The sequence below is a fragment of the Salinibacterium sp. SWN139 genome, from assembly GCF_015864625.1.
Classification (GTDB): Bacteria; Actinomycetota; Actinomycetes; order Actinomycetales; family Microbacteriaceae; genus Rhodoglobus.
The window spans coordinates 365,352-391,710 of the sequence record NZ_JADYWV010000002.1 but is presented as its reverse complement, the minus strand read 5'-3'; the positions used below and the strand labels follow the sequence as shown (position 1 = coordinate 391,710).

The 26,359-nt window shown below is 62.4% G+C and carries 22 protein-coding genes; 14 read left to right on the top strand and 8 right to left on the bottom strand.

Annotation, left to right across the window (positions count from 1 at the left end; translation table 11 throughout):
• Positions 1–48: 48 nt before the first annotated feature.
• Entirely contained in the window at positions 49–1,302 is a 1,254-nt protein-coding gene (locus I6E74_RS07045; RefSeq protein ID WP_197124275.1) for a sodium:proton antiporter, read from the bottom strand.
• 160 nt (positions 1,303–1,462) lie between these two features.
• On the opposite strand from I6E74_RS07045, the gene I6E74_RS07040 reads away from it, so the two are divergent.
• The 13 genes from I6E74_RS07040 to I6E74_RS06980 all read left to right on the top strand — a co-directional run bounded on the left by I6E74_RS07040 (position 1,463) and on the right by I6E74_RS06980 (position 15,162).
• The gene (locus I6E74_RS07040; RefSeq protein WP_197124273.1) at positions 1,463–2,698 is read left to right on the top strand and encodes a TDT family transporter; all 1,236 of its coding nucleotides are present in this window, start codon (positions 1,463–1,465) and stop codon (positions 2,696–2,698) included.
• Between the two features lie 152 nt (positions 2,699–2,850).
• On the top strand, positions 2,851–3,450 hold the full coding sequence (locus I6E74_RS07035; protein ID WP_197124271.1) for a biotin transporter BioY: 600 nt from the start codon (positions 2,851–2,853) through the stop codon (positions 3,448–3,450).
• Positions 3,451–3,608: 158 nt separating this feature from the next.
• A complete protein-coding gene (locus I6E74_RS07030) occupies positions 3,609–5,243 on the top strand; it encodes an ABC transporter substrate-binding protein (RefSeq protein WP_197124269.1) in 1,635 nt (544 codons plus the stop codon).
• 13 nt (positions 5,244–5,256) lie between these two features.
• On the top strand, positions 5,257–6,255 hold the full coding sequence (locus tag I6E74_RS07025; RefSeq protein WP_197124267.1) for an ABC transporter permease: 999 nt from the start codon (positions 5,257–5,259) through the stop codon (positions 6,253–6,255).
• The gene (locus I6E74_RS07020; protein ID WP_197124265.1) at positions 6,252–7,133 is read left to right on the top strand and encodes an ABC transporter permease; all 882 of its coding nucleotides are present in this window, start codon (positions 6,252–6,254) and stop codon (positions 7,131–7,133) included. Before I6E74_RS07025 ends, I6E74_RS07020 begins: the two co-directional genes overlap by 4 nt.
• Positions 7,130–8,803 (top strand): ABC transporter ATP-binding protein, encoded by a 1,674-nt coding sequence (gene nikE / locus I6E74_RS07015; RefSeq protein WP_197124263.1) that lies wholly within the window; start codon positions 7,130–7,132, stop codon positions 8,801–8,803. Before I6E74_RS07020 ends, nikE begins: the two co-directional genes overlap by 4 nt.
• A gap of 4 nt (positions 8,804–8,807) precedes the next feature.
• Positions 8,808–9,422 (top strand): TetR/AcrR family transcriptional regulator, encoded by a 615-nt coding sequence (locus tag I6E74_RS07010; protein WP_197124261.1) that lies wholly within the window; start codon positions 8,808–8,810, stop codon positions 9,420–9,422.
• A 100-nt stretch (positions 9,423–9,522) separates the two neighbouring features.
• Positions 9,523–10,173: a hypothetical protein gene (locus I6E74_RS07005; RefSeq protein WP_197124259.1), complete on the top strand. Its 651-nt coding sequence runs from the start codon at positions 9,523–9,525 to the stop codon at positions 10,171–10,173.
• 114 nt (positions 10,174–10,287) lie between these two features.
• Complete coding sequence (gene valS / locus I6E74_RS07000) at positions 10,288–12,885, top strand: valine--tRNA ligase (RefSeq protein ID WP_197124257.1); 2,598 nt, start codon at positions 10,288–10,290, stop codon at positions 12,883–12,885.
• Between the two features lie 64 nt (positions 12,886–12,949).
• Entirely contained in the window at positions 12,950–13,429 is a 480-nt protein-coding gene (locus I6E74_RS06995; protein ID WP_197124097.1) for a GNAT family N-acetyltransferase, read from the top strand.
• On the top strand, positions 13,429–13,659 hold the full coding sequence (locus I6E74_RS06990; protein WP_197124255.1) for a hypothetical protein: 231 nt from the start codon (positions 13,429–13,431) through the stop codon (positions 13,657–13,659). Before I6E74_RS06995 ends, I6E74_RS06990 begins: the two co-directional genes overlap by 1 nt.
• 157 nt (positions 13,660–13,816) lie before the next feature.
• Positions 13,817–14,368, top strand: a complete 552-nt coding sequence (locus tag I6E74_RS06985) for a hypothetical protein (RefSeq protein WP_197124254.1) — start codon at positions 13,817–13,819, stop codon at positions 14,366–14,368.
• A gap of 20 nt (positions 14,369–14,388) precedes the next feature.
• A complete protein-coding gene (locus I6E74_RS06980) occupies positions 14,389–15,162 on the top strand; it encodes a PKD domain-containing protein (protein WP_307784411.1) in 774 nt (257 codons plus the stop codon).
• An 18-nt stretch (positions 15,163–15,180) separates the two neighbouring features.
• On the opposite strand, the gene I6E74_RS06975 is transcribed toward I6E74_RS06980, so the two are convergent.
• Entirely contained in the window at positions 15,181–15,972 is a 792-nt protein-coding gene (locus I6E74_RS06975; RefSeq protein ID WP_197124253.1) for a class I SAM-dependent methyltransferase, read from the bottom strand.
• Between the two features lie 23 nt (positions 15,973–15,995).
• Here I6E74_RS06975 and I6E74_RS06970 point away from each other — a divergent pair, with 23 nt between their 5' ends.
• Positions 15,996–18,020, top strand: a complete 2,025-nt coding sequence (locus tag I6E74_RS06970) for a M3 family metallopeptidase (RefSeq protein ID WP_197124252.1) — start codon at positions 15,996–15,998, stop codon at positions 18,018–18,020.
• A gap of 370 nt (positions 18,021–18,390) precedes the next feature.
• Here I6E74_RS06970 and I6E74_RS06965 read toward each other — a convergent pair whose 3' ends face one another.
• The 6 genes from I6E74_RS06965 to I6E74_RS06940 all read right to left on the bottom strand — a co-directional run bounded on the left by I6E74_RS06965 (position 18,391) and on the right by I6E74_RS06940 (position 26,162).
• A complete protein-coding gene (locus I6E74_RS06965; protein WP_197124251.1) occupies positions 18,391–20,625 on the bottom strand; it encodes a TIM-barrel domain-containing protein in 2,235 nt (744 codons plus the stop codon).
• Complete coding sequence (locus tag I6E74_RS06960) at positions 20,625–21,806, bottom strand: glycoside hydrolase family 15 protein (RefSeq protein ID WP_197124250.1); 1,182 nt, start codon at positions 21,804–21,806, stop codon at positions 20,625–20,627. Before I6E74_RS06960 ends, I6E74_RS06965 begins: the two co-directional genes overlap by 1 nt.
• 74 nt (positions 21,807–21,880) lie before the next feature.
• Positions 21,881–23,122 carry a sugar ABC transporter substrate-binding protein gene (locus I6E74_RS06955; protein ID WP_197124249.1) on the bottom strand — a complete coding sequence of 414 codons (1,242 nt, stop codon included), beginning with the start codon at positions 23,120–23,122 and terminating at the stop codon, positions 21,881–21,883.
• Positions 23,123–23,177: 55 nt separating this feature from the next.
• Positions 23,178–24,005 (bottom strand): carbohydrate ABC transporter permease, encoded by an 828-nt coding sequence (locus tag I6E74_RS06950; RefSeq protein ID WP_197124248.1) that lies wholly within the window; start codon positions 24,003–24,005, stop codon positions 23,178–23,180.
• Complete coding sequence (locus tag I6E74_RS06945) at positions 23,998–24,852, bottom strand: sugar ABC transporter permease (protein ID WP_307784410.1); 855 nt, start codon at positions 24,850–24,852, stop codon at positions 23,998–24,000. Before I6E74_RS06945 ends, I6E74_RS06950 begins: the two co-directional genes overlap by 8 nt.
• Before the next feature lie 92 nt (positions 24,853–24,944).
• Entirely contained in the window at positions 24,945–26,162 is a 1,218-nt protein-coding gene (locus I6E74_RS06940; protein WP_197124246.1) for an ROK family transcriptional regulator, read from the bottom strand.
• Positions 26,163–26,359: the final 197 nt, after the last annotated feature.

Below are 26,359 nucleotides of genomic sequence, written 5' to 3'. Positions count from 1 at the left end.
TTCTAGTTGGACTAGCACAAGCGCGCTTTAGATGGATCAAGATGGGACTTAGAACCGACGACGTGCCGGCATCTCCTGCACATGTTTCAATTCGGCCGCGGATGACGGCGCCGAGCTCAGGTGGCGCGCGAGTTGGGCAGTCCACGGGCTCGCCGTCGCGCCGTGCGCAAAGACGCTGACGAGGATTGTCCAGACCGCTACGGAGAACACGGTGTCGGCAACGGAGCCACTGAGCTCATCGAATACCAACAGCGCGAACAGAATAGAGGCAAGCCCACGCGGTCCAAACCATCCGATGAAGAGCCGGGTTTCAAAGCGGGTGCCCGACCACGCCATCGAGATGAGCACGGGAACCATCCGCACCACCGTCAATGACAACACGACGTACAGCGCGATTTGCCACGTGAGGGATGTCAGAATGGGAGCCGCGAGCACCGCACCGAATACCAAGAACGTGATCGAGCTCAGGAGCTCGCCCTCGTCTTCGGTGAAATCCTGAACGTCTTTGCAATGGTCACGCGCGATCGCGCTGAAGGCGAGGCCAGCCACGAACGCGGCTATGAACCCGTTCCCTCCGACAACACCGGCGCTCGCATAAGCCGCCACGGCGATGGCAATAGTCGCGAGTTGGCGATAGATGCCGTCCACCTGCCCGGCGCTCGACGCGCGGCTCAGCAGCCACCCGCCAATAGCCCCGACGCCACCACCCACGAGGACCCCGAAACCGATCTGCTGCGCGGCAAAAACGCCCCAGCTTTCGCTCGAGGCCACCCCGGTCTCTGCCGCCGCAACGGCGAGAAAAACGGTGACAACCGGAACCATGATTCCGTCGTTCAGTCCGCTCTCGACGTTGAGGGCTTGCCGAATCCGAACCGGCAACCGTTTATCGCTGACGACCGCCTGACCGAGCGCGGCATCCGTCGGGGCAAGAATCGCAGCGATGAGCGCTGCTTCGATAAAAGTGAGCTGGTCGAAGAGTGCCGCTGCCGCTACTGCACCGAGCACAATCGTGAGCGGAAGCCCTATGCCCAGCAAGCGCAGCGGAAGCAAGACTTGTTTGCGCAACGCCCGAAGATCGATGCGCACCGCATCCGTGAAGAGAACCAGCACCAGCGTGGCCTCAACCAAGATCGACACAACGTCGCTCTTGAGATCAAGGTGAAACCATTGCGCGCCCGCCGTGCCGAGCAAGATACCCACGGCAGTGAAGACCATCGGTGCGGTAACGGGAGACAAAGCCAGCCGTCGCGAGACCATTGCGAAGGCGAACACCACAACGGCAATGATCACGAGCTCTGTCATGGTTCCTCCAGTGCGGGGCTAGGCGCAGAATCCCCCGCAGCCGAAGCGACAACACTGTGCGGCACCGAGGTGGCTCAAGGCTACGGGAATGTTGCGCGAACGCACGCGGTTGCACCGGTGGACCGACACCCGTTGCCCCTTCGATACTCAGAAACGACGCATGAGCCGCCACACCCCTCGCCTTCGCCCCGCGAGCCCCGACACCGGCACCGGCAACGGCAACGACGCCCCCGCCGTGCGCGAGCGCCGCCGACTGCTCTTGCGCGATCTCAGCAGCCCGCGCCTCGTGATCTCGAACATCAGCCCGAACTGGTTCGCCTCTGTCATGGGCACCGGAATCGTCGCGAATGCTGCTGCAACGCTTCCCTTGATCGCCCCACAACTCCACGTGTTTGCGAGCACCGTCTGGGTGATCGCGACCATCTTGCTCGTGGGGCTCATCGCTGCGAGCGCAGCGCACTGGATCGCCCACCGCGAGGTCGCGCTTTCGCACCACCGGCATCCGGCAATGGTTCATTTCTATGGGGCTCCGCCGCTGGCAATTCTGACGATCGGGGCTGGTGCATTGCTGTTCGGCCCCGACATCATGGGGGCGGATGCTGCGCTCACCGTCTCGCTTGTGCTCTGGTCGATCGGCACCGTGCTTGGCCTCGCGACCGCCGTGATTGTGCCGTTCTTGACCTTCACGTCGTCAGCCATGACGGATCAATCACCGTTCGGAGGCTGGATCATGCCGGTGGTCCCGCCCCTGGTCTCGGCAGCAGCCGGAGCACCGCTGATCCCGTTCTTGCCTGAGGGCGAAGCTCGATTGACGATGCTGATCGCCTGCTACGCGATGTTCGGGCTCAGTATGATCGCTACCGCGGTGATCCTTCCGCTGATCTGGGGCCGGCTAGCACGACACAACATCGGCAACTCAGCCGCAGTGCCAACTCTCTGGATTGTGCTCGGCCCGCTGGGCCAGTCAATTACCGCTGTAGTCGTGCTGGGAGCAGCTGCTCCGTTCGCCGTGGCGACTGAACTCGCCGAAGCGCTCAGCTTCTTCGGCTTCATTTACGGCATCCCCACGCTCGGTTTTGCACTTCTCTGGACGGCGCTAGCAATCGCGATGACCGTGCACACTGCCCGCCGCGGTATGCCGTTCAGCCTCACGTGGTGGTCGTTCACGTTCCCGGTGGGCAACATGGTGGTGGCGCTGAGCGTGCTCGCCGTAGCTACCGGTTCCGCGGTGCTCGAGATGATGGCGCTCGTGAGCTTCGTAGCTCTTGTGGGAGCCTGGGTGCTCGTGGCACTGCGCACGTTTGCGGGGAGCGTCATCCAGGGCACATTGTTCTTGGCTCCGCCGGTAGTGGGCGATGCGACAGCCATTGCAGCGCCTGCCACTCCGGCGGCGTGAGAATCGCAATTGTTACGCATCTCACAAATCTGAGCAGGTTTGTTAGCACGAGGCGCACACAGCTCGCCGCGAACTATGACTAGGGTTATTCAGGCACCCGCCTATTCAGGTAGGGCTCTTCACAGTTCGCAGACAAAGGAAAGGAGCGTCGCGTGTCGACTCTCACTTTGACCCTCGGCCGGCCCACGCTCGCCGACACCGTCTTTTCTCGTAGCCTCGCCACTGACATCACGCTCGTTGCCGCCGGTGCCGCTCTTACTGCTGTGATGGCCCAGGTTGTTGTGCCGCTGTACCCCGTGCCGATCACAGGCCAGACGCTCGCTGTGCTGCTTGTTGGTGCGTCGCTCGGTGCAACGCGTGGTGCGATCTCGATGGCGCTGTACGCACTCCTTGGTCTGGTTGGGCTCCCCGTCTTCAGCGAAGCATCCTCTGGGCTCAGCGTTCTCGCGGGCACCACCGGTGGTTACATCGTCGGTTTCATCTTCGCCGCTGCCTTCACCGGCTGGCTCGCTCAGCGCGACTGGGACAAGAAGTTCCTCGGCGCTGCGCTCTCGTTCGTCGGCGGCACCGTCGTCACGTTCGCTTTCGGTCTCACGTGGCTAGCCCTCGTGACCGGCGGCACGCTCGAGCAGGTTCTCGCTTGGGGCCTCTACCCCTTCATTATCGGTGGACTCATCAAGGCCGGCATCGCCGCAGCCGTGATCCCCACCACGTGGAAGATCGCCACCAAGTTCTCGCGCAAGCAGAACTAAGGCACACCCCTTCAGGGTCGTTTAGCTTCACCAACCGGGTCGGTTGTGCTCAGGCACACCGGCCCGGTTTTTTGCCCAGTTGGACTTAATGTACTCAGTTCAACAATAATTGAGAGGCTCGCATCCGAGCAGCATTCCTCCCTCACAAAAGGATCCCCGTGAACGCGCCCCGCATCCTGCTCGTCCCCCTCTCGATTGCGGCCAGTGCCGCACTTCTTGCCGGCTGCACAGCGGCCAGCGAACCGACTGCTGAGCCCGTTGATGGCGGTACGCTCGTTTACGCGACCGGCGATGCCGAGCCCGGCTGTCTCGACCCGCACGTCGGCGGCAACTACCCGCAGGGACTCATCAGCACTCAGTACCTTGAATCGCTCGTCTCGAAGAACAGCGACGGGGAGATCATTCCGTGGCTCGCGACCGATTGGATCGAGAGCGACGACGGGCTCACGTGGGACTTCACGCTGCGAGACGATGTGAACTTCACGGACGGCACCCCCTTCGACGCAGAGGCCGTCAAAGCGAACATCGAGCACTTGAAAGACCCCGACACCGCTTCCTCAACGGGCTACCTCGCCGTGGGCAAGATTGACGGCATCGAAGCCGTCGCCGCCGATCAGGTGCGCTTCACCCTGTCAGCACCGGATAGCGCGCTACTCGAATCGTTCTCGCAGCCGTGGGTGAGCATCCAATCCCCCACCGCGCTCGAACGCGACCAAGCCACCAACTGCGAAAGCCCGGTCGGCACCGGCCCCTTCATCGTGACCGATTGGGTCAAGCAGCAGTCGGTCACCCTCGAACGCAACGAGGATTACAACTCGGCTCCCGCTGACGCCGAGCACACCGGTGCGGCCCGTCTCGACGCCATTGAATGGCGTTTCATTCCGGATGCCGCCACGCGCTATGCCGCCCTCCAGTCGGGCGACGTTGACGTGATCGACAACGCGCAGCCCAACAACATCTCGTCTGCCGCCGATGTGGCGACCATCGAAGAGCTCGATGCACCGCGCCCCGGCGCCGCCAACCGCATCGAACTGAACTCGGGCAAGGCACCGTTCGACGACATCCGGGTGCGCGAAGCCTTCATCCGGTCCGTGGATGTGAACCCCGGCATCGAGAGCCTGTTCTTCGGAACGGCCGAGCGTTCGTACTCCGTGCTCTCGAGTGTCGAGCCTGCGGGCATCTCGACGCCCGATGTGTTCACTACGGACCCGGACGCGGCGAAGACGCTGCTCGACGAGGCAGGCTGGGACACGATCGACTCCGACGGTTACCGCACGAAAGACGGCGAGCGCCTGAGCCTGACGTTCCCGATCAGCACGAACCAGTCGATCCCGGCAGAGCAGTCCCTGTTTGAGCAGATTCAGGCCTCAGCGAAGGACGTCGGTTTTGAGGTCATCCTGCAGCCGACAGATTTGTCGTCCTGGTACGGCGCTCTGTTCACGAACGAGTACAACCTCGTGAGCGCTCCGTACACGAAGGTCGGCGCTGACGTGCTGCGCATCCTGTACCACTCAGACTCGATCATCCCGGCGCCGAGCGGGTACTACGCGAACCTCGCCCAGCTGAGCGACCCCGCTCTCGATGAGATTCTGACAACCGCTAGCGAAGTCTCGGACGCCGGCGAGCGCCAAGAACTATACGCCGAGGCTCAGTCGATCATTGTTGGCGGCTTCTACGTTCTGCCCCTGTACGACCAGCAGAACCACTACCTCTACAGCACGAGTGTCAAGGGCTTCCGAGCCCTACCGCCGGTCGCCGCCCCCACGTTCTACGATGCGTGGTTGAGCAACTAAAGGAACGCCCTCTGTGACGGTTTCGACTGACGCTCCTGCAGCAGCGAGTGTCTCCACCCCAGCGACGCGATTGCGGTCGCTGGGGTGGATCGCGCGCCGGGTGGGCGGCGGCGTGTTTGTTTTATGGGCGGTCGCGACGGTCATTTTCTTTGCGCTGCGGTTGATTCCGGGCGATCCGGTGGATGCAATTCTGGGCGGCCCTGGTTCTCAAGCGTCCGCCGAAGCGGTGGCTCAGATTCGCGCCGACTATGGCCTCGACCAGCCGCTGATCGTTCAGTATTTTCTGGCGATGGGCAAGCTCGCCGTTGCTGACTTCGGCACGTCTTACGCGCTCAAGGTCGCGGTGGCTCCCTATGTGCTGACGCAACTCTGGTCGACGCTCGTGCTCACGATCGTTTCTCTCGTGGTGGCCTGGCTTGGTGCCCTTACCCTCACGCTGGCTACGAGCGGTCGCGGTCGCGTTGCACGCGCGTTGGGCTCCGGGCTCGAACTGCTGGCCGCTGCCGTTCCGCATTTCTGGTTGGCATCGCTGCTCATCATTTTGCTGAGCAATACGTTGCACTGGCTTCCGCCGATTAGCGTGCCCGGTCCGCTCGGGCTCGTGCTGCCCGTGCTCACCCTTGCTCTGCCTCTCACAGGCTTCCTCGGCCAAGTGATGCGCGAGTCTCTCGCGAACGCCTACGAGCAGCCCTTCGTGCTGTCAGCGCGCGCTCGCGGCGAGAGCGAGTGGGGCGTGCGACTCCGGCACGTTCTGCGGCACGCAGCCCTTCCCGGCATCTCGCTCTCCGGCTGGGCCTTCGGCTCGCTCCTGAGCGGCGCCGTGGTCGTCGAAACGATCTTTGCCCGTCCCGGCCTCGGCCGAACACTCCTCAACGCTGTCACCATTCGCGACATCCCCGTCGTCACCGCCGTCGCCCTCCTCTCCGCGCTGACCTTCATCCTGGTGACAATCGCGACGGATGCCGTTGACCGCATCGTCGATCCGCGCGTGACGGAGGTGGCAGCACGATGACCGAAATCTTGGCTGGCCGTCTCTCGCAGCCTTCGGGACGCGCGGACGGCATCCGGGGTCGCCGCGGATTACTGCGCAACACGGGCGTCATCATCGCGCTGGCCGTACTTGCGCTTATTCTGACCGCTGCTCTCGCGCCGCAGCTCATCACGACCGCTGACCCGGATGCCGTTGCCCCCGCCGAAGCGTTCCAGTCACCATCGGCTGCCCACTTCTTCGGCACCGACGAGTCCGGTCGCGATGTGTACACCCGTGTCGTTTTCGGAGCCGGAAACTCCCTGCTCATCGGAATTGCCGCCACCGCGGTCGGGCTGGGCCTTGCGCTCATTCTCGGCCTGCTCGGCGGCCTCGGCAGCAGGCTTGGCGACTTCGTGAGCACGCGCATTGTTGAGGTGATGTTCGCTCTTCCCGGCCTGCTGCTCGCGCTCGTGTTCATTGCCATTGCGGGGCCCGGCGTTGTCACCTCAACGGTGGCGGTTGGGCTCTCGACCGCGCCCGGCTACGCCCGCATTATCCGCAGCCAACTTCGGAGCGTGCGCAGCGCCAGCTACGTGGAGGCCGCGACAGTTCTGGGCCACTCACGAGCCCGCATCGTGTGGCAACACATTCTGCCCGGGGCGCTCTCCCCCATTTTCGTGCTCGGCACCCTCGGCGTTGGTCAAGCCATCGTGTGGGCGTCATCGCTCGGGTTCCTCGGCCTCGGAGTCGCCCCGCCCGCCGCCGAATGGGGAGCCATGCTCTCGGGCGGCCGCACCTACATTGACGTCGCCTGGTGGCTCACGGTCTTCCCCGGTCTCGCCATCGTCGCGACCGCTGCATCCTTCACCGTGCTCGGTCGCGCCCTCAACGCTCGCACCCGTCAGGAGGCCCGCGGATGACCGCCACCCCGCTCCTGCGCGTGAGCAACCTCAGCGTGCACTTCGACCGCACCGCCCGCCCGGCCGTTGATAGCGTGAGCTTTGACGTCGCCGCCGGCGAATGTCTCGCCATTGTCGGAGAGTCGGGCTCGGGCAAGAGCGTTACGGCTCGTTCCCTGCTCGGGCTTGCGCCCGCCGGAGCCCACGTGAGCTTCAGCGAGTTGAGTCTGGCGGGAGAAAGCCTTCCGGCACCCGGTGCTCGACGGTGGCGAACGATTCGCGGAGCATCCATTGGGCTGGTGCTGCAGGATGCGCTCGTGTCGCTCGACCCTCTGCGCCCGGTCGGCCGCGAAATCGATGATGTGCTGCGGTTACACACCACCCTCAGCCAGCGCGGACGTCAGGCTCGCGTGCTCGAGCTGTTGGACGCCGTGGGCATTCCCGACGCTGCCTTGCGAGCCCGGCAACGCTCGGGCGAGCTCTCGGGCGGACTGCGCCAGCGCGCGCTCATCGCCGCCGGAATTGCCGCTGGCCCTGCCCTCATCATTGCCGACGAGCCCACCACCGCTCTCGACGTCACGGTGCAAGCTCGCGTGCTCGACTTGCTGTCGTCACTGCGCAATAGCGGCACCGCCATGATCCTCATCACCCACGACCTCGCTGTTGTCTCGCGCATTGCCGACCGCGTGGCCGTGATGAGCGCCGGCCGCATCGTCGAGACCGGCGAAACGAAGGCGTTGCTGCGAGCGCCCACAACGGCGGCAACCCAGCAGCTGTTGGCGGCGATTCCGGTTGACGTGCCGCGAGGAACGCTGCTGGCGTTGCCGTCGGATGCCGAGGCCGTCACACTCCCCGACACTTCCGCGAGCGCCGGGGCTGCTACCACGGCGGCTGCTGCCACGGCCACGGCTGCTGGTTCACCGCTACCCGCGCTCGAACTGCGCGGGGTATCTCGCCACTATCCCACCCCGCACGGGGCGGCAATTCAGGCGCTCGACAACGTTTCTCTCACGCTCACTTCCGGCACCACTCTGGGCCTTGTCGGTCAGTCTGGCTCCGGCAAAACCACCATCGCGCGCATCGCCCTTGGACTGGAGACGGCCGACAGCGGCGAAGTGCTGCTCGCGGGCCACGAGTGGGGGTCGCTGAGTTCCCGCGAGCGCCGCCCGCTGCGTCCAACGCTGGGTGCCATCTATCAGGATGCCTTGAGCTCGTTCGATCCTCGCTTGAGCGTCGAGCACATCCTCACCGATGCGTTGAGCGCTGGAGCATCCGCAAACCACCAATCGCTGACGACTCCAGACGAATTGCTCGATGCTGTCGGGCTGCCTCGCGCGGTGAAGAACCGTCGCCCGCTGCTCTTGTCGGGTGGCCAGCGCCAGCGGGTAGCAATTGCTCGCGCGCTCGCGCCGGGGCCGCAGACGATCCTCTGCGACGAGCCAGTGTCGTCACTGGATGTTTCCACTCAGGCCCGCGTGCTGAATCTGCTCGACGAGCTGCAGCGCCACCTGCACCTTAGTTACCTCTTCATCTCTCACGATCTCGGCGTGATTCGCCACATGAGTGACCGCGTCGCCGTCATCAACGAGGGCCGCATTGTGGAGACGGGCCCGACGGATGAAATCTTTATCGCACCACAGCATCCGTATACCCGGTCGTTGATTGCGGCCCTCCCGCGAGTGAGAGGATGATGCGGTGACGCCTCCCCGCACTCCCACCCGTGGCCGCCCGCCCGCCGCATCCCGCGAACTCCTGCAAGAGGCTGCCTTCGAGTTGTTTCTCGAGAACGGCTACACCGGCACCACCGTCGATCAGATTGCTACCCGCGCCGGGGTGAGCCGCAACACGTTCTTCAACTATTTCGACGCTAAAGGCGAAGTATTTTGGGTTGAGCTGGATGCCGCGACCGAGCGACTGAGGGCGGCGCTGGCTGATCAGCCGACCGACGCCGGCGACGCGTCATCCGCCCCGCTCGCTATCCGTCAGGCGATGTTGCGTTCGCTGGCCGAGCTGGAATCGCGCCACGTGCCTTTTGTGCTCACCCAGTACGACCTGATCGGTAGCGCGACGGAACTGCAGGCGTCTGCAATGAGCCGCTTTGCGACTCAGGCTCGCCTACTGAGTGGCTTCCTCGAGCGCCACGGGGTGGGTGCGGCGACCGCGCGCACGCAGGCCTACGCTCTCATCGCGTGTGTCGTCTCGGCTGCCCAAGAGTGGGCCAACGCTGGCCCGCAGCGCGGACGACTCGCCCCCTTCGTGGACCGCGCGTTCGACACCGCGCTCGTGCCTTTCTCACCACACGATCGCTGAGCTGCGCGATTGCTGAGATCCTCTCGACAGGAGCGAGGCGTGGGGTTAGGCTTCAGCCACGCTGGACTGCTTGCATGATCCCCCATCCTGGAGCTAAGCCATGAGTGACGATCAACCCACCAAACGTTTCGATGCTCAAAATGGTGACGCGCCCACGGTGCGGTTTGAGCCGGCGGGAGCAGCCCCACCTCCTAGTGGCGGGGAGCCACCGATCGATCCTCCGACATCTCCGCAGCCCAAGTCTCGCAAGCTCCTCATTATCCTGTCGATCATTGGTGGGGTGCTGCTGATCGCGGTCGTCATCATGCTGACGTTGCTGTTCTCTCGCGGGTCTGGTGGCGACATCACGCCGGTGCCAACGGAAAGCCCTTCGGCCACACCGAGCGAGACTCCCACGCCCAGCGCTTCTGCCGTGGAGGAAGCCGAGCCGAGTGCTGAGCCGACGACTGCTCCGCCGCCCGCAACCGCGAGTCCGTCCTTCGCCACCTTCAGCGCGCCTACCAGTGCAAACTGCACCGACGCGAACCCAACAAGTCAGCTCACTTTCGCGTGGAGTAGCGCCAACGCGACCATGGCGTGGTTTGGGGTGCGCACCACCAACGCGAAGGAGGAGCCGTATGAAGAAGTTCCCACCACCGCGACGTATACCTTTGATTACCAGTGCAGCAACGAGACCGAGATTTATACGGTGACGCTAGAGGATGGTGCGGGAAACCTCACCCACAAAACAGTCACGGTGACAAAGAACTAGACGTCCTCGCGCGGCGCGACCTCATGCGACGCTGTCCGTTACGATTGGTACTACACCTCACACTCAGGCACCTCTTCTTTGACTCGGTGCCGCACATATCGAACCGGAGTAATTATGTCGTCGAGCGTTCCCGAAAAACCTGCCCTAGAAGGCCTCGAAGACAAGTGGGCTCCCGTGTGGGAGAACGAGGGCACCTACCGGTTCGATCGCCAGAAGGCGCTTGCTGAGGGGTCTGACTGCGTATTCTCGGTCGACACTCCCCCGCCAACGGCATCCGGCAGCCTGCACATTGGCCACGTCTTCAGCTACACCCACATGGATCTGGTTACTCGCTTCCAGCGCATGCGCGGCAAAGAGATCTTCTATCCGATGGGGTGGGATGACAATGGTCTGCCCACCGAGCGTCGGGTTCAGAACTACTACGGTGTGCGCTGCGACCCCACGCTCCCCTATGACGAAGGCTTCGAGCCTCCTCAGCAAGGCGGCGAAGGCAAGTCGACGAAGGCTGCCGCGCAGTTGCCGATTTCTCGTCGCAACTTCGTTCAACTGTGCGAGACGCTGACCGCCGAAGACGAAAAGCAGTTCGAAGACCTCTGGCGCCAGCTTGGTCTGAGCGTTGACTGGAACCTCACCTACCGCACCATTGGTGATGACGCTCAGCGTGCCGCTCAGCGTGCATTCTTGCGCAACCTTGACCGCGGCGAGGCCTACCAGGCGTTCGCTCCGACGCTGTGGGATGTCACGTTCCGCACCGCTGTTGCTCAGGCTGAGCTCGAAGACAAAGAGCAGCCTGCCGCCTACCACCGTCTTGCTTTCCACCAGGCGGATGGCGACGACATCCACATCGAGACGACCCGCCCCGAGCTTCTGCCGGCCTGTGTCGCTCTCGTGGCTCACCCCGATGACGAGCGCTACAAGCACCTCTTCGGCACGATGGTCACGACGCCAATCTTCGGTGTTGAGGTTCCGATTCTGGCCCACCACCTTGCTCAGCAAGACAAGGGTTCGGGCATCGCGATGATTTGTACGTTCGGTGACGTCACCGACGTTGTGTGGTGGCGTGAACTCGATCTTCCGAACCGCACCATCATCGGTGCCGACGGTCGCATCATTGCCGACGCTCCCGATGTCATTGTGGGCGACGCCGCTCAGGCTGCCTACGCCGAGCTCGCGGGCAAGACGGTCTTCAGCGCGAAGGCTGCCATGGTTGCTCTGCTCAAGGAGTCGGGCGAAATGATCGGCGATGCCAAGCCGATTCAGCACCAGGTGAAGTTCTTCGAAAAGGGCGACAAGCCTCTCGAGATTATTTCGACGCGCCAGTGGTACATCACCAATGGTGCGCGCGACGAGAAGCTGCGTAACCGCCTACTTGAGGCGGGCGAGCAGATCAATTTCGTCCCCGACCACATGCGGGTTCGCTACGACAACTGGGTTGGCGGCCTCACGGGCGACTGGCTCATTTCGCGCCAGCGCTTCTTCGGTGTGCCGATCCCCGTCTGGTACGAGCTCGACGCTGATGGTGAAAAGGGTGCCCCGATCGTTCCCAGCGAGGCTTCGCTGCCGATCGACCCGTCCTCCGACACCGCTCCCGGCTACACGGAAGACCAGCGTGGTGTTCCCGGTGGCTTCGAGGGCGAACTCGACATCATGGATACGTGGGCAACGTCATCCCTGACCCCGCAGATTGCTGGTGGTTGGGAGACCGACCCCGAGCTCTTCAACCTCGTATTCCCCTACTCGCTGCGCAGCCAAGGCCAAGACATCATTCGCACGTGGTTGTTCTCGACCGCGCTGCGTTCTGAACTCGAGCACGGCACTGTGCCGTGGCGCAACGCCGGCATCTCTGGCTTCATCGTTGACCCCGACCGCAAGAAGATGTCGAAGTCCAAGGGCAACGTTGTGACGCCCAAGGGCATGCTCGATGACCACGGTTCGGATGCGGTGCGCTACTGGGCAGCATCCAGTCGCCTCGGTACTGACGCGGCCTTTGACCCGCAGAACCCGAAGCAGATCAAGATCGGTCGCCGACTCGCGATCAAGGTCTTGAACGCGTCGAAGTTCGTTTACTCGTTCCCGGCGCCTGCAGCATCGGCGACCGCGTCGGATGCAGTTGTTACCGAGGCTCTGGATCTCGAAATGCTCGCCGAACTCGCGTCGGTCGTTGACCAGGCCACCACTGCTCTGGATAATTTCGATCACGCCAAAGCACTTGAAGTCACGGAGAAGTTCTTCTGGACCTTCTGCGATGACTACCTCGAGCTCGTGAAAGAACGCGCTTATGGGGCGGGAACTCCCGAAGCTCAGGCCAGCGCTAACCGTGCCCTGCACACCGCGATCGATGTTTTCTTGCGCTTGTTCGCGCCGTACCTTCCGTTCGCTACGGAAGAGGTCTGGCGCTGGACGCACGACACCTCAGTGCATTCCGCTTCGTGGCCTACCGCCGACGAACTCGGTGTTACGGCAGAGCCGAGCGGACTGTTCCACGCGGTTAGCCAAGCGCTCATCAGCATCCGACGCGCTAAAACAGACGCGAAGGCTTCGCAGAAGACCGAAGTGACCTCGGCTACCCTCGCGGGACCAGCCCTGATCGCTGCGGCCATCGACGATTTGAAGGCTGTGGGTCGCATCCATGACCTCACGATTGTTGAAGCGGAAGAGATTGAGGTTCGCGACATCGTTTTGGTTGAAGCGACACCCGAAGCTTCGGTCTAAAGGTCTACCGAGGGTTCGGCGTTGAGTTCGGCGTCGAACCCCAAAACCGCGTATTGTTGAGTAAATGACGAACTCAGAGAAGCCTTCGTACACCGTTCGCGATATTCAAGAAACCGATTTCGAAGTGTGGAAAGACCACTTCGTCAACTACGGAGTGTTCTACGAAACCGAGTTCACCGATGCCATCGTTCAGGGTGTCTGGGAATGGCTCATGGATGACTCAGCACAGCTCAATGCGGTCGTCGCTGTAGCTCCTGAGGGCGCACCCGATCCCGGAATTGTGTGTGCCTTTGGTCTCTACCGTCGTCTGCCCGACACTTTCACTGCTTCGTGGGGCTGGTTTATGGATGACCTTTACGTCGACCCTGAGCACCGTGGTGCCGGAGTGGCCGGAACGATCATTGACGACATCGCTGCGCGTGCGGCAGAAGATGGTGGCGGAAAGCTCCGCTGGATCACCAACAAGGAGAACGACAGCGCCAAGCGCCTCTACGACAAGGTCGCGGACCGCACGTCGTGGATCTTGTACGAAAAGAGCGTGTAGTGCAGCTCGGCACACGATGGTCGGTCGGAGACGCCGTGCCCGATCGTCTTTCCGCAGAAATGCGCGAAGCGATCGCCGGCGTTGAAGCGGATGTCGCCCACCTCGATACGAGCGCGTGGCGATGGACCCTCACGTGGCTCGAATCGCGTCCTGTCGCCGAACTCGACGACGGTACCATCGTGCGCCAGAGTGCGGACGGCAGCGTTTCCGTAGAAGAAGCTGCCTCCTAGCCTCGACTAGCTCCTAGCCACATTGATTGTTGCCCGCTCCGCGCCTGCGGTCCCGCCTCTCGCAGGCGGTCGCGTGCCCCGCGCGGAGCCAGCAACAGCTACTCCTCGCTGTGGATAGTTAAGGCCTCACGCCCCGGGCGACGTTTAGCGTCAATATATGCGGCTACCGAATCTCGTCACCCTCTCGATCGGTGCGCTCCTCGTAGCGTCGCTCAGCGGATGCGTCACCGACGAACTAGCACCGCCCCAGCCGACCGCAACCTTCGTTGCGCCCTACGCCAGCGACGAAGAGGCGCTGGCTGCTGCTGAGGAGGCTTATGAGGAGTATCTCCGGGTTTCCGACACGATTCTGAACGAGGGCGGCGTCTCTGCAGAGAGAATTCTTGAAGTCACAAGTGGGGAATTTGCCGACATCTCCGTAGAAGGCTTCGAAGCGATCGCAGCAGAAGGCCGAAGAAGCGTCGGCAACGCAAAGTTCGACTCGATGTCTCTACAACGATATTCAGTAAGCGGCGGAAACAAGGAGATCATTTCTGTCTACTTGTGCCACGACGTCACCGACGTCGATCTGCTGGATAGCGCTGGAACATCGCTCGTACCGCCAGACCGTCGCGATCGTGTGAGGTTTGAGGCCAGCTTTGATTTTGACGTAGAGCGCCAGCATCTTGTGATCTCGCATCGCGCAGTGTGGACGGACCCAGATTGCTAAGCGCGACCATAACTGCCCTCGTGCTGGCTTCTCTGCTAGTTACCAATACCTCAGGTGCGCCACCGACCGATACACCCAGCGACGGTGACGTCCTGACCGGTTCCTATATTTCAGGTGGAGTGGCCGTCGAGGGCACACAAACGTCAGGCGGTTCTGAAGGTGGCGGAGGCTACGACGGCTACACCGACGGCGGCACCTACATCGCCGTCGACGACACCCCCGACAGCGTCGAGGAAGCGTGGTGCGACCTCCAGCGCATCGAATGCGTGCCGTGGACTCCGCCGGCCGAGGACGCCGACGGCGAGACCGGCCCCATCACGATCTCGGACATCGCCAGCTTTCGCCCACAAGCCCCCGCCGCAGGGATGCAACCCAACCAGTGGATGATCGTCGGCCTCGACACCAACTTCTACGCCACGACATCCGCCCATGTTGTCGACGGCACCCTTTTCGGTGGCACCGCGCAAGTCAGATTCACCCCCATCGCCTACAACTGGGACTACGGCGACGGCAGCACCGCCACCACGAGCAACCCCGGCAAAACCTGGGACAAATACCGGATCACCGAGTTCGATCCCACGCCCACCAGCCACGTCTACGAAGAACCCGGCAACTACACGATCACCCTCGCCGTCACCTACGCCGCCGAATACCGTGTCGCCGGCAGCAGCTGGCAGAACGTCGTCGGCACCCTCACCATCATCGCGCCGCCCCTCACAGCGACCGCCGGGCACGCCACCACAGTGCTCGTCGACCAAGACTGCATCGCCAACCCCACCGGCATCGGCTGCTAGAGGCGCCCGATGCTGGCGCTAAACGCGCGCCAGGATCTCCCCGTGCGGCATCGCCATCCATCCCTCAGCCGAATCAGCCCACTCGCGCCACGCAGCGCTAATCTCCTGCAACACATCCGGAGTCGCCAACGACTTGCTCAGAGCATCCTCGGCAAAAGCCGATTGGAGCACCCGCGCCTCCCACATGCTTCCCCACCACTCCCGGTCGACGTCGTCGGAAAAGTTCCAGATCGATGCCGACGTGGTGACGTCAGCCAACCCGGCCTGCATCGCCCACGACTTCAGCCGCCGGCCCGCATTAGGTTCTCCCCCATTGCTGCGGTGCACCGCGTCGTAGAGGTCGGCCCAGACCTTCAGCCCCGGCAGCGCAGGGAAGCAAATGGTGCCCGCATAGTCGACATCACGCACCGCAATGAGCCCGCCCGGCTTGGCAACCCGCTTCATCTCCGCAAGAGCCGCGACCGGGTCGCCCAAATGTTGCAGAGTCTGATGCGAATGCACGAGATCAAAAGTGTTGTCCTCGAACGGCAGCGCATACGCGTCCCCCACCACAAAACTGAGGTTGTCAGCGGTGAAAGCCGACGCTTTGTCGATCGCTGCGGAAGCGGCATCCAGCCCCACAACACGGCCAGGAGCAAGTCGTTCGGCAAACTCGGCCGTGATCGTTCCCGGCCCACACCCGATATCAAGCAACGAACGCCCTGCCTCAAGGTGCGGCTCGAAGTACGCCGCCGAGTTGGCAATGGTGCGCCACGTGTGTGATTTCAACACGCTCTCGTGATGGCCATGGGTATAACGCTCGCTAGTCATACTGACGAGAATAGAGTGGATGCATGACCAATCCTTTCTTTGAGCCCAGCACGCTGCCCTTCGGCATGCCCCCCTTTGCCGATATCGAAGATGAGCACTTCGCACCGGCCTTCGACAAAGGCATGGCAGAGCAGCTCGCAGAGATTGAAGCGATCACCTCGCAGGCAGACGCGCCCACGTTCGAGAACACGATGATCCCGCTCGAAAAGAGCGGCCAGCTGCTCAACCGGGTTGCCACCGTGTTCTTCAACAAGACGTCAGCCGATGGCGATGCAGCCTCAGATGCACTCGAAGAAGTCATCGCTCCCCAACTTGCCGCGCACAATGACGCCATCAGCCTCAACAGCGCGCTCTACGAACGCATTCGCAGCATCCGTGAAGGCCTCGACGACACCGAGTTGGATGCCGAAGCCCGCTACCTTGTTGAGCGCTATTTCACCGAGTTCACCCTCGCCGGCGCCGGCCTCTCCGAAGACGCCAAAGCGACCCTGCGCGACTACAACTCGCGCCTCTCCACTCTCACCACGAAGTTTGAGAAGAACCTGCTTGCCGACACCAACGATCTTGCGATTGTTGTAGACAGCATCCAGGAGCTTGATGGTCTCGAGCCGTCAGAGATTTCTGCGGCTGCCAGTGCAGCCAACGATCGTGGACTCACGGGCAAATACCTCATCACCTTGATTCTGCCCACGAACCAGCCCCACCTTTCGGTGCTGAAGAATGCTGATGTTCGCGGCCGGGTGATGGCGTCGTCACGTTCGCGTGGCATCCGCGGTGGCAAGTTCGATAACCGCGAACTAGTATTGGAGATTGCGAAGGTGCGTTCGCAGCGCGCCGCCCTTCTCGGCTACGAAAGCCATGCCGCCTGGGTTACCGCCGACGAGACAGCCCAAAACCCGCAGCGAGTCGCTGACATGCTCGGCAAGCTCGCTCCTGCCGCGGCACGCAACGCTCGCGAAGAACACGCTGCGTTAGAGAAGCTCGCGGGCACCGAAGTGACCGCCGCTGACTGGGCGTTCTATGCCGAGAAGGTGCGCGCCGAGCAGTACAACGTCGACACCACCCAGATGCGCCCCTATTTTGAGGCCGAGCGCGTGCTGCGCGACGGAGTGTTCTTTGCGGCGACCCAGCTTTACGGCGTCACCTTTACCGAACGTCGCGACCTGCCGGCATACCACCCCGACGTTCGTGTCTTCGAGGTCACAAACGAGGATGGCAGCGAGGTCGGCCTCTACACTCTCGACCTCTACACGCGCGACTCGAAGCGCGGCGGAGCGTGGATGAATTCACTCATCTCGCAGTCGGACCTGCTCGGGCATCCAGTGATCGTCACCAACAACCTCAACGTGCCGAAGCCCGCCGCGGGTGAGACCACGCTCCTCACCTACGACGAGGTCAACACGCTGTTCCACGAGTTTGGACACGCCCTGCACGGCCTGTTCGCTCGCGTGACGTACCCGAAGTTTGCGGGAACCAACACCTACCGCGACTTTGTTGAGTTCCCCAGCCAAGTCAACGAGATGTGGATGCTCTGGCCCGAGGTTCTCGACAACTACGCCAAGCACTACGAGACCGGTGCACCCATGCCCCGCGAGATTGTGGAACGCATCCAGGCCAGCGCCGCGTTCAACGAGGGGTTCCTCACGAGCGAATACCTCGCTGCCGCCCTCATCGACCAGGCTTGGCACCGCATCACCGCCGATGACGACGTGACGGATGTCGCGGCGTTCGAAGCGCAAGCGTTGGCCGAGGTCGGGCTCAACAACCCCGCGGTGCCGCCCCGGTACTCGAGCACCTACTTTCAGCACATCTTCGCGAACTCGGCCTATGACGCCGGCTACTACTCCTACATTTGGAGTGAAGTGTTGGATGCCGACACGGTCGAGTGGTTCACCGAAAATGGTGGACTCACCCGGGCGAACGGCGACCGCTTCCGTACACGGCTCCTCGGCGTTGGCGGGTCGAAGAACCCGCTCGAAGCGTTCCGTGACTTCCGCGGCCGTGATGCCGAGTTGCAGCCCCTACTGAACCGTCGCGGACTGAACTAGCCCGCAGCACCGCCACTGCGCTCGGCGCCCCAACTGGGCGCCCAGTCACGCCAGAAACGCGGCAGTCTTTTCGGAGACTGCCGCGTTTTTTGCGCCACAACCGCGCGAACTCAAGGGACGCATTGTCCGAAACTCCTACCAAAACTGCACCTGAGGACGATTTATTGTGCTCGCTTCACAAAAAATCGTGAAAACCTTTCGCTAACCCCCAGTGGTCGTGCACAATAGTGCGGGTCGCGCTTGTCGCGCCCCCTCAGTCTTAGACGTCACCTAGCACGGTGTCCTGAGGGCGATCTCTTCGCAGCTTCCCCCGAATTCGGCTGCGATGCACTTGCCCGGTGCGATCGCCCTCAGGAACACCACTTCCTGTCTAGCTCTTAAAGACACGCGCCAGACGATCCCAGGCCTCAGCCCGCACATACACGGGCACCTCATCCCACGGCACCGCGCGAGTGTCGACGCTGCCGCCCGCGACCCGTTCGCCAGTGAACGCGTAAACCCAGCCGCCACGAGGAAGAGTCGCCGTGTGTTCGGTGGCGCCCTCGTCGATCACGGGCGATACGAGAATGTCGCGCCCGAGCATCCACTGCAACGGTTGTCCCCAGAGGCGTTCATCGTCGGGCCAGTCGAAGAACAGCGGCCGCATGACGTTCGTGCCAGCAGAAACCGCCCACTCGCTCTCGGCGGTGAGGTACGGCACGAGACGCTCGCGCAATTCGACGATGCTGCGGCTCATCTCGAGCACGCGCGCATCCCCCGATTGCTCGGCGATGTTCCAGGGCGTTCGATCACGACTCGGTGATCGATGGTGATTGAACTCCGAGTGGTACTGCATGATCGGCACGAAGGCCGCGGCAGCGAGTGAACGAACGTAGAGCTCTGCCGTGGGCACGTCGCCACTGAAACCAGCGAGATCCCAGCCCCAATAAAGGATGCCGCACGCGCTCGCATTGAGCCCGGCGAACAGCGACCAGCGGAAGGCATCCCACGTGGAATTCTCGTCTCCGGCCCAGAAAGCTCCATGGGCTTGCGATCCCGTGAACCCGGCGCGCGAGAACGTCACCGGCGCTTTGCCAGCGCTCCTGAGGAGATCGCCGTAGGCGCGGGCGTAGTGCACCGGGAAGGTGTTGTTCTTCTCGTCGCCGCGGCGGCCATCCTGATAGTGCAGTTCAGAGCCCCACGCGTGCTCACCACCATCAGTCTTGAAGCCGTCGACGCCCATGTCCTCTACGAGGTAGCGACGTTTCTCCGTCCACCACTGCGCAGAACGTTCGTCGGTGAGATCTGGCATCAGCGAGAGCGGGAACCACCAGCCACGATTGCGGTACGGCTTGAGCGCACCGCGCGGCGTCTCACCCTGAATGAGCACGTTGTCTCGCTGCGCGCCCTCGGCATCAAAGCGGGCTTGACCCACGGGATGCGGGCGCATCTTGATGAGCGGGATCTGCCACAGCAGCACACGCACATCGCGATCATGCAGCTCGTCGATCATGCCTTTCGGGTCGGGCCACGCACCCTCCGCGGGAAAACTGAAATCGTTGAGCCGCAGCGGCCCACCGCTGTCGTTCGGCGCGTAGTGCGCGTCCCGCCACACCGTGAACGTGCTTTCGTCGCTCCATGCCTCGATAACGACAGACCCGACCGGGATGCCGTGCTCCCGATGGGCATCCATTTGACGCATGACCTCGGCTTGAGTGTTCCATTCGTTACCGCTCGCCCACAAACGGTGAACCCAACTCGGCAACGCTTCGGGGCGCCCGACCTCACCGAGAAACTGATCGAGAACTTCCGCCGGCGTTCCCGCATAGCCACCAACCGACAGCACTTCGGATGCGTCACTGGGCGAATCGACCTCTGATTCGATCCACAGCAGGCCGGCATTGCTCTCGGCTACGTCAAACCACACACGTCTGCTGGTGCGCACATGAAAGCCCCACCCGCGGGCGCCGATGACGTGAGCGAATGGCATCGGCAGGTACGTCTTGCGTTCCGCACCCTGAGACTTGTACTGCTCGAAAACAACCGAATCAAGGCTCGCACCGCGCTGGTCGAGGGCATCAAATCGTTCGCCGAAGCCGGAGACGTGCTCGCGCTCGTCGAGCCGCAGTGCGAACCGAACCCGGTGGATGCGTTCGCCGTCGTCGAGAATAGTGGTGCTGCCGGCGACAAGGCCAACCGTCTCGTCAGCGGTAACGATCGAATCGGGCGCAGCGCGCCATCCGGCCACTCGCACGTCGAACCAGCGGGTGGACTGCGAGCGCGGTGCTGCCGTGGGGCCACCGACGAACCGATAGCGATACCGGGCCGTTGCTCGGAGCTGGAAAACATCAACAGCGAAACCGGTGCTCGTTCGTGCCAGTTTCGCTTGCGCCGAGGCGAGGTGGCCGCCGTCGACGGCCTGACCCCGCGAGCGCTGCTGCACTCGCTCGAGGGCGAAGTCGGTGACCGACTGTCCGTCATCCCATTCGAGAGTGACAACGTCGACATCCGCTGTGGCACGAACGCCAAGCCGGAGGGCCTCGCCCGCAATCGGAACGGCGGGGTGACGTTGTTCGGTGTCGACAGAGTACGGATGTCCCGAACCCAGTGGTCTATGCCTCAGCACTAGTCGGTCTCGCTTTCGTTTCTGAAATTATTTTCGGTGGTCGCGACTGACGCCGGCCACTCTGCTGGTGGCGAGTACACGCCAATCTCGACGGCGAGGCGCACATACATTGCGTGACTCCAGAGCAGCGGTGTAGCCACACTCCCCCAGCGTTCCTGCCATTCGGCAACACGGCGGGGATCAAGCAGGTCATCGTCGACTTGTTCTGGCAGGAATCCCTCCGCAGTCACCGTGCTGGCCGCCCACTCCAGTTGGTTGCGTGCGCGTGCAATATCTCCGCCGGCCGCATAGGCCAGGCCGAGCATGCAACTGAGTAGCGGCCATTGGCCACCGCCATAGAACGTGTCGCCGAGGTAGCGATGCACACCACCGTCGACCGTGAGTTCGTGGTCGATGCGCGCGGTAGAAGCGGCGGCGAGAGCGCTCGCGCCATCCACAACGGCCAGCGGGGAGATGAGCGCGGCAAGGGAACCGTCGACGGCAACTGACCCTAACCATTTGACGAGGTGGCCGTCGCGAACACCATCCAATTCGATGATCTCTCTGGCAGCGGTCGTGGCGACCGTCGCTCGGGTGGCAATATCAGCGGGGAGCACATCCGCGGATACCGCAGCACTCAGCCCCGCAATGACGCAGCCGAGCGTGGACACGTGACGTTCGGTCTCGAACTCTTCCCACCAGTCAAAGCAGGGGCGCTCCCACGTCGCGAGCAGATAGCGGACGGAAAGCTCGATGCCTTCACGCCACCGCTCAAGACCGAGCCCGTGTCGCCGGGAGTGCGCGACTGCCGCCCACATCCACGTGCCGTAGCCGTCGGTTTGAAAGTCCCACCAGTCGTCGTCGCCCTCGGCGCCATCGAAGGTAAAACGGGTAGCAAGCATCTGGGAATTATCGAGCGGAGTGCCTGCCGCTTCGGCTCGCTCGATGGTCTCGATCTGGGCCCGGCGAGCGATAAGGATGCTCGCACACCAGTCGAAGAAGCGTGAGGCAGATTCAATGGCGTTGGCGCTCGACATGCCATCAGCGATGAAGGCACCGTCACGAAACCAGGAGTAGCCGGTGTATGCCGAAAAGGTAGGGCTGGCGGGGTACGCCCCGCTGGGGTGCTGCAACGTGGAGATCAGCTCGACGCTGTGCGCTGCGAGCGACGCGAGTGACTCGTCGTCCAGGCGTGAAGTCATGAAGTGCCCTCCTGGGCCGGCTGGGAGTGAGACCCATCTCGCGTCAACGGGATGGGCCTCACTCGGGAGACGTACTATCCGATTACGGCGTTGATGCGTTCTTCAGCACTGGCCAGAGCGTCGGCGACTGACTTGCGTCCTGCCTGTGCTTCGATCAGTTCCTCGGTGACGATGTCTTGCATCTCCTGCTGGCCGTTCTCGACCAGTGGGGTAAGCGCAATCGTGTCGAGCGAGTCGAAGACGGCCTGGCGGTTAGCCGGAGTGTCCTTGGTCAGGTAGACGGCGAGTTGATCTTCGTCGCTCGTGGGAGGAAGTTCCCAACCGCTATCGAGACGAACATCGATCATTGTCTGCGACGACGTCAAGAATTCGGCAAACGCGGTTGCTTCGGCAATGTGGTCGGATGCTGCTGACACACCGACCGCGTTAGAGAACACTGCGCTGGCCTGTTGGGTATTTCCAGGCTCAACGGCGATGTCCCACGCGAATGGTGCGTCGGCGAGTGCGCCGAAGACCCAAATGCCGGAGTGCATCATGCCGAGCTTGCCCTCGAGGAACAGGTTAGTGTCGAAGTCTGCTGTGCCCTGACCCTCTTCAATCGTGGGCATTACAGTGCCGCTCTTGTCTGTGAGCCACTCGGCTGCCTCGATGCCTGCCGCGGTATTGAACGCGACGGAGGTTCCGTCGTCACTCAAGAACGATGCACCGTTCTGGTCGAGCACCTTGTAGAACTCGTAGAACGACACCGGCTGGTGGTCACCCCAGGTTCCGCTAGCGGAATCGGTGAGAGCTTCTGCTGCCGCTTGCTCGTCAGCCCAGGTCCAGCTACTCGTTGGGTAGTCGAGTCCGGCCGCATCGAAGAGGTCAGCGTTGTAATACAGCACAACATCGGAGAATGAACTGGGCAGCCCGTAACTGGTGCCGTCAACGGCATACGCGTCGATGAGCGACTCACGGTATGACTCGGGGTTAGTCACTTCGAGAGGCGCGAGTGAACCGCTCGAAGCCAACTGCGGAAAGAAGTCGTAGTTGGTGTCGACGACATCCGCCACTGTCCCGGCCGCGAGGTCGGTTTGGAGGGTTGTGAAGTAGTCGCCGTAGGGAAGCGTCGTGATGTCAACAGTGACGTTGGGGTTCTCTGCCTCGAACGCGTCAACGATCGTCTGAAGGTTGTCTTCGTTGCCGCCCGAAGAGGTGAAGTTCGAGTAGGTGATGGTGACCGGGCCGTCTTCGGCGGCAGGTTCGCTGGCGCAGGCACTCAACAGCAGTGCTGAGACGCCGACGATTCCTCCCGCAGCAAGTAGTGAACGTTTCATGCTAGATATCTCCTTTGATGTCAGGTTATGAATGGATCTCTGGTGCCTCGGGGCCTTATTTGATCCCTGAGCTTGCGACGCCCTGAATGATGTACTTTTGGGCGAAAATGTAGAGCGCGAGCATCGGCAAGATGCTCACGATCGAGCCGGCCATCACGACGTCCCACGCGGTCGTGTACTGACCTTGAAGCCCCGCTAGAGCGATCGGCAGTGTCTGCAACTCGGGTGAGCGCAGCACGACGAGTGGCCACAAAAACGCGTTCCAACTGCTCATGAAGGCGAATACGGTCAGCGTTGCGAGTGCTGGACGGATGTTCGGGATGATGATTTGGGTAAACACTCGGAAGTGACCAGCACCATCAAGCTTCGCCGCCTCATCAAGCTCTCGGGGAACCTGATTCACGGCCTGGCGAAGCAAGAAGATTCCAAAGGCGCTCGCAAACGTCGGGAGCAGCGCACCGAGGTAGGTGTCGAGCAACCCGAATGCCTTGAGCTCAGCAAAGAGCGGCACGATGAGCACCTGGAGCGGAATCATCATGGTGGCGAGGTAGACCGCGAAGACAACGCCGCGACCGCGGAACGGCAGTCGACTGAAGGCGTAGGCAGCGGTGGCACTCGTGAAAAGTTGCGCCAGCGTAGTCACGAGGGCGAGCCCAATACTGTTCGCGACGACCCGACCGAATGGTCGCTCCGTAAACAGTGTTTGGTATGCCTCGAATGATGGGTTTTCGGGCCACAGCTGTGGAGCGATGGAAAACCCAGCGCCCGGAGTGATCGAGGTGATGAACGTCCACAAGAAGGGGAAGAACATCGCAATCGCGCCGGCGATGACAACGACATGCAAGACGATCGACCGGGGGCGAGTGCGCGGCGACTTAGCCATAGTGAACCCACCTCTTTTGTCCAATAATTTGAATGACGGTAACCGCGAGAATCACGATGAAGAGCAACCAGGAGAGGGCGGATGCTTCGCCCGCAGCGCCGTAGCGGAATGTGAGGTCGTAAATCTGCTGCACGACCACCTGCGTTGATCCGCCCGGTCCGCCGCCCGTCATTGCATAGACCTGGTCGAAGACTTGGAACCCATTGATCAGCGAGATCACGATGACAAAGAACGTGCTTGGGCTCAGCATCGGGAGCGTGACATTGAAGAAGCGCTTCCACGCCCCAGCGCCATCGACTTTGGCGGCGTCATACAGATCGGGGTTGATCGTCTGCAGCCCAGCGAGCAGGATGACCATCACGAAGCCGAGGTCTTTCCAGGAGCTCGCAAGGATGATCGAGACCATTGCCCAGTCGGGGTCGGTCCACCAACCGGGGCCATCGATGCCGAACCAGCCAAGCGCGAGGTTGACGACACCGTTGTTGGGGTTAAGCAGCCAACGCCAGACAATGGCCACGGCGATCCAACTCGTGACGACAGGCAGAAAGTAGATGCCCCGCCAGAACGAACGCCCTTTGAGCGCTTGGTTGAGCGCGAGCGCTAACGCGAGTCCCCCGATGTAGACGAGCGGCAGGTACCCGGCGATGTAGCCGATGGTGTGCAGGAAGACTTGCCCGGTGCGTTCGTCGGCGAGAAGGGAACGGTAGTTTTCCCATCCGATGAATTCCATCGGAGTGATCAGGTTCCACTCGGTGAAGCTAATCCACGCGGCCGCGACCATGGGTCCAAGCACGAAGAGGGTCAGCGGGATTGCGCTCGGCAGCAGGAATGCGAGCACGGTAAGCACATAGCCTGCGCTAGCGCGTTTCTTCTTTCGGCTGAGGGGCGCGTATCGCGGTGGTGGCGCCGCTGGCGCTCTGAGAACGGTCGGGAGAACCATCAGGAGCGCTCCTGCGGGGAGGCCTGCTGCACGAGACGCTGACGGACGAGGTCACCCTGTTCTCCCGCAATCCCCTCAGCGTCGAACGGAGTCGCAAGTACGAGAGTGGCAGCGCCCTGAGCCCAACTGGCGTCTTGCCAGGTCTCGACAGCAACCGGGATGCCCCGTCGCGCGGGAATGAGCGCAGCGCGGAAAGCCGGTTCGAAACCATAAGACCAGTGTCCCCAGTCGGCTGTGCCCTCCCCCAGTAGGATCACGACCTCAGGATCGAGCACGTGCACAAGCCCCGCAATTGCTCGGCCCAGCAGGTGGCCAGCCTCGCCAAAGACGGCGATGGCAGCCGGATTTCCACGATCTGCTGCGTCACGGAGTGCCGCAACTCCTGCACCGGGAGCGATGACGTTGCGATCGCGAGCCGTCGCCACGAGCGCGCTCTCCGACACGAATGTCTCAAGGCATCCGATGTTTCCGCATGTGCAGCGGGGACCATCCTCACGCACCGGAATGTGGCCGATTTCGCCAGCACCACCTCCGAAGCCGCGAACGATGAGACCGTCAATCACGATTGCGGCTCCGATACCGGTTCCAATCGTCACGGCGAGAAAGTTGCGATGACGACGGCCGAGACCGTAGAGACGCTCCGCCATCGCGAGAGCGTTCACGTTGTTTTCCACGAGAACGGGGAGTCCCAGTTCGCGACGCAGAGTTGCGCCGATCGGCACGTTGTTCCACTTCAGCTGCGTGGAACTCACCACCCCCGCGGCTTGAGAATCGACGGAGCCGGGAACGCCCACTCCGATGCCGAGGAGCGGCGCGGATGAGCCGCCAGCGATGAAGGATCGAAGCAACCCAGCGAGTGACATCAGCATGGTGGTCGCCGCGGCATCAAAGGGCTCGCTAGCCGTTCGCAGCACGGTGCCATCGATTCCGACCTCAACGAATGCCACGTGATCGGAGGCCACCTTCACGCCAACCGCGCGCCCAGCGCTCGAGACGAGGCCGAGCATCCGTGCCGGTCGTCCGCCCTGCGATGCCTGGTGTTCGAGTTCTCGCAAAAGTCCGTCATGAAGCAGGTCTTTAGTGAGTTGCGTCATGAGCGCCGGTGAGAGGCTCAGCGTGCGAGCGAGCTCAGCACGGGATGCCGGACCGTGTGCACCCAGGTGAGCAAGGATTGCTGACCGGTTTACATCGGTACGTGCCATCGGACGAATCGCCATTGGTTCCCCTTAGTTCAGGACTAAACAAACCATAGAATTAAGTGCGTCTCTCTGTCAATGGCCACGAGACCACCGGCACAGGCAACCCAGTGTTTCGGCGCGACAGAAGGCACACTTCGGCCGTGTTCGCGGTCGCGTGCGTGCCCGAAAACGAAAAAGCGCAGACGACCCAGTGGGTCGCCTGCGCTTTTATGCGG